This window comes from Clavibacter sp. MX14-G9D, assembly GCF_032917815.1.
Lineage (GTDB): Bacteria > Actinomycetota > Actinomycetes > Actinomycetales > Microbacteriaceae > Clavibacter > Clavibacter michiganensis_K.
In genome coordinates this window covers 1-4,208 of sequence record NZ_JAVCVL010000225.1, presented here as the reverse complement: position 1 = coordinate 4,208, position 4,208 = coordinate 1, and the positions used below count along the sequence as shown (strand labels likewise).

3 protein-coding genes are annotated in these 4,208 nt (G+C 76.4%); all 3 read left to right on the top strand.

Annotated features, from left to right (window positions below):
- The first annotated feature begins 22 nt into the window (after positions 1–22).
- The gene (locus Q6969_RS13555) at positions 23–1,528 is read left to right on the top strand and encodes an MFS transporter (protein WP_317230910.1); all 1,506 of its coding nucleotides are present in this window, start codon (positions 23–25) and stop codon (positions 1,526–1,528) included.
- A gap of 68 nt (positions 1,529–1,596) precedes the next feature.
- Positions 1,597–3,774, top strand: a complete 2,178-nt coding sequence (locus Q6969_RS13550; protein WP_317230911.1) for a molybdopterin oxidoreductase family protein — start codon at positions 1,597–1,599, stop codon at positions 3,772–3,774.
- Positions 3,767–4,208, top strand: a 442-nt coding sequence (locus Q6969_RS13545) for an FAD-dependent oxidoreductase (protein ID WP_317230909.1), incomplete at its 3' end; no start/stop codon positions are given. The genes Q6969_RS13550 and Q6969_RS13545, both read left to right, overlap by 8 nt.

Genomic DNA, 4,208 nt, shown 5'->3' with positions numbered 1-4,208 from the left:
CCCCGACCCCAGGAGACACGACATGACCGAACTCCTCCCGCCCGCGACCGACCCGAGGACCGCGACCGGCCTGCCCCCGGCACCGCCCGTCGCCGCGCCCGCCCCCGCCGGCGCGCCCGCGCCCGGCTCCCGCACCGTCGACGCGCACGGCGCCTCGGCACCCGGCCTCTCCTTCCGCGACGGCTCCGTCATCGACGGCTGGGATCCGGAGGACACGGCGCAGTGGGAGGGCGGCGGCGCGCGCATCGCCGCCCGCAACCTGCGCTGGTCGATCCTCGCCGAGTTCCTCGGCTTCGTCGTGTGGCAGCTGTGGTCGATCGTCGTGGTCCAGCTGCCCGCCGCGGGCTTCGACCTCTCCACCGGCGAGGTCTTCTGGCTCATCTCCATGCCGAGCCTCGTCGGCGCGACCCTCCGCTTCCCGTACACCTTCATGGTCCCGCGCTTCGGGGGCCGCAACTGGACGGTGATCTCGGCGCTCCTGCTGCTCATCCCCACCATCGCGCTCGCCGTGTGCGTGGGGAACCCGGAGACGCCGTTCGGCGTACTGCTCGGGGTCGCCGCGCTCGCCGGGTTCGGCGGCGGCAACTTCGCGAGCTCCATGTCGAACATCACGTACTTCTACCCGCAGAGCCGGAAGGGCTGGGCGCTCGGGCTGAACGCCGCCGGCGGCAACCTCGGGGCGTCCGTGGCGCAGCTGGTCGTGCCGCTCGTCATCACGGTCGGCGCCGCGGCGACCCTCGACCTGCCGCTCGCGGGCTGGATCTGGGTACCGCTCATCCTCGTCGCGGCCTTCGGCGCCTGGCGCCGCATGGACAACCTGTCCCACGCGAAGGCCGACCTGACGGCGTCGCTCGCGGCCCTCCGGGAGCCGCACCTGTGGATCCTCGCGTTCCTCTACATCGGCACCTTCGGCTCCTTCATCGGCTTCGCGGGCGTCTTCCCCAAGCTCATCTCGGACGAGTTCCCGGAGCTCTCGACCTTCGCGGTGGGCTCGGCGACGCTGTCGCTCGCGTTCCTCGGCTCGCTGATGGGGTCGCTCGCCCGGCCGCTCGGCGGGCGCCTCGCCGACCGCCACGGCGGCGCCGCGGTCACCATGGGCGCCTTCGTCGCCATGGGGCTCGCCGTCGTGGCCGTCATCGCGACGCTGCCGCTCGGCAGCTTCCCGCTGTTCCTGGTGCTGTTCCTGGTGCTCTTCACGGCCAGCGGCATGGGCAACGGCGCCACCTACCGCATGATCCCCGCGGTGTTCGCGCTCCGCTCCGGCACCGCGCGCGCCGGCCGGTCCTCCGGCGACGTGGGCACGCAGCGGAAGACGGCGGCCGCGCTCGGGCTCATCTCGGGCCTCGGGGCGTACGGCGGGTTCATCATCCCGCAGGTGCTCAGCCTCTCGAAGACCGAGACCGGCGGGTACACGACCGGCCTCGGCGGCTTCGTCGTCGCGTACGCGGTGATGCTCGCGGTGACCGGGCTCGTCTACCTCCGCGCGGGCGGCATCCGCCGCGGGACCGCCGCCGGCACGCGCGTCTGATGCGGGTGGCCGCCGCGATCGACCCGGGCACGCGCGGGCACTGCCCGTACTGCGCGCTGCAGTGCGCGATGACGCTGACGCCGGCCGGCGCCGTCGGGCATGCCGCGGACCCGGGTGGCCGGTCCCCGGGTGGCGGGTCCCCGGGCGACAGGTCCCCGGGAGACGCGGCGGCCGGGCCCGCCCCCGCCCGCCCGGCGCTCACGGTCTCCGGCCGCGACTTCCCGACCAACCGCGGCGGCCTCTGCCGGAAGGGCTGGACGAGCGCCGAGGTGCTGACGGCGGCGGGGCGGCTCACGCACCCGCTCGTGCGGGACGCGGCGGGCGATCTCGTCCGCGCGAGCTGGGACACGGCGCTCGACCTCGTCGCCGACCGGCTCCGCGACAGCCGGGCACGATTCGGCGCCGACTCCGTGGGCGTGTTCGGCGGCGGCGGCCTCACGAACGAGAAGGCGTACCAGCTGGGCAAGTTCGCCCGGCTGGCGCTCGGCACGTCCCGCATCGACTACAACGGGCGCTTCTGCATGTCGTCGGCCGCCGCGGCCGGGAACCGCGCGTTCGGCGTCGACCGCGGGCTGCCGTTCCCCGTCGCCGACCTCGACGGCGCGTCGACCATCCTGCTGCTCGGCAGCAACGTGGCCGCCACCATGCCGCCGTCCATCGGGCACCTGGGCGGGGCGCGCGCCGCGGGCGGCCTCGTCGTGGTCGACCCGCGCCGCTCCGCCACCGCGCACCTGACGGACGACGGGCAGGGGATCCACCTGCAGCCGGCCCCCGGGACCGACCTCGTGCTGCTGCTCGGGCTCATCCACGTGGTGCTCGCCGAGGGCCTCGCCGACGACGCCTACGTCGCCGCCCGCACCACCGGCCTCGACGCCGTCCGCCGGAGCGCGAACGCGTGGTGGCCCGAGCGGGTGCAGGCCGTGACGGGCGTGCCGGTCGCGGACGTCCGCCGGGTCGCGCGACGGCTCGCGGACGGGCGCGGCACGTACATCCTCACGGGGCGCGGCGTCGAGCAGCACGTGGACGGCACCGACACGGCGACCGCCGCGATCGACCTCGCGCTGCTGCTGGGGCTCCCCGGCCGGCCGGGATCCGGCTACGGGACGCTCACCGGCCAGGGCAACGGGCAGGGCGGGCGCGAGCACGGCCAGAAGTGCGACCAGCTGCCCGGCTACCGGCGCATCGCCGACCCGGCCGCCCGCGCGCACGTGGCCGCCGTGTGGGGCGTCGACCCCGCCGTCATCCCCGGACCCGGGGTCCCCGCCGTGGAGCTGCTCGGCGAGCTCGGGGAGCCGGGCGGCATCCGCTGCCTCCTCGTGCACGGCTCGAACGTGGTCGTCTCCGCGCCCGACGTGACCGCGGTCCGCCGCTCCCTCGCGCGGCTCGACCTGCTGGTGGTGTGCGACCTGGTGCTGTCCGAGACCGCGGCGCTCGCCGACGTCGTGCTGCCCGTCACGCAGTGGGCGGAGGAGGAGGGCACGACCACCTCGCTCGAGGGCCGCGTCATCCGCCGCCGCCGGGCCCTCGACCCGCCGCCCGAGGTCCGCAGCGAGCTCGAGGTGATGGCCGCCCTCGCCGACCGGCTCGACGCGCCCTCCACCTGGCCCACCGACCCGGCCGTCGTCTTCGACGAGCTCGCGCGCGCCTCCGGGGGCGGGCTCGCCGACTACTCCGGCCTCAGCCACGCCCTCCTGGACGACGACGCCGTCGAGGGCTTCTGGCCGTACCCGGCCGGATCCACGGGGACGCCGCGTCTCTTCGCCGACCGGTTCGCGCACCCCGACGGCCGGGCGCGGCTCGTCGCCGTCACCCCGCGGGACGTGACCGCGGAGGACCCGGCACCCGTCGGCGGCGCCCTCACGCTCATCACCGGCCGGCTGCTCGAGCACTACCAGTCGGGTGCGCAGACCCGGCGGGTCGCCGAGCTGCAGGACGCGCAGCCGGTGGCGCGGCTGCAGATCCACCCGTCCGCCGCGGTCCGGCTCGGGATCGCGCACGGGGCGCCGGTCGCGATCGGCAACGCGCGCGGCGAGGTGCGGGCGGTCGCGGAGGTGACGGCCGGCATCCGGCACGACACGGTGTTCCTGCCGTTCCACTACGCGGGGTCCGAGTGCGCGAACCTGCTGACCGCCGCCGCGGTGGATCCCGTCTCCGCCATGCCCGAGTTCAAGCGCACGCCCGTGACCGTCCGCGCGCTCGCGCCGTCCGCGGATCCCGCGCCGTCCGAGGGTGCCGCGCGTGGCTGACGGCTCCGGCGGCGCGCTCCGCGTGCTCGTGGTGGGTCACGGACCGGTCGCCGCGCGCCTCGTCGAGGAGCTCCTCCCGGTCGTCCGCGCGGGATCCGTGGCGGTGGTCGTGGTGGGCGCCGAGGAGGAGGACCCCTACAACCGCGTCCTCGTGGCCGAGCACGCGGTCGGGCGGGCCGACCGGGCGCGCCTCGACGTGACCGACACGGCCGCGGCGGAGGAGGCCGGCATCCGGGTGATCCGGGGCGACGCGGTGGTCGCGATCGACCGCGCGCGCCGGACGGCCGTCCTGCACTCGGGGGGCGAGGTCGCGTACGACCGGCTGGTGCTCGCCACGGGCGCCCGCGCGCACGTCCCGCCCATGGACGGGCTCGAGGCGTCCCGGCACGCCCGCGGCGACGCCCCCGGGCACCCGGACGCCCTCGACCACGGAC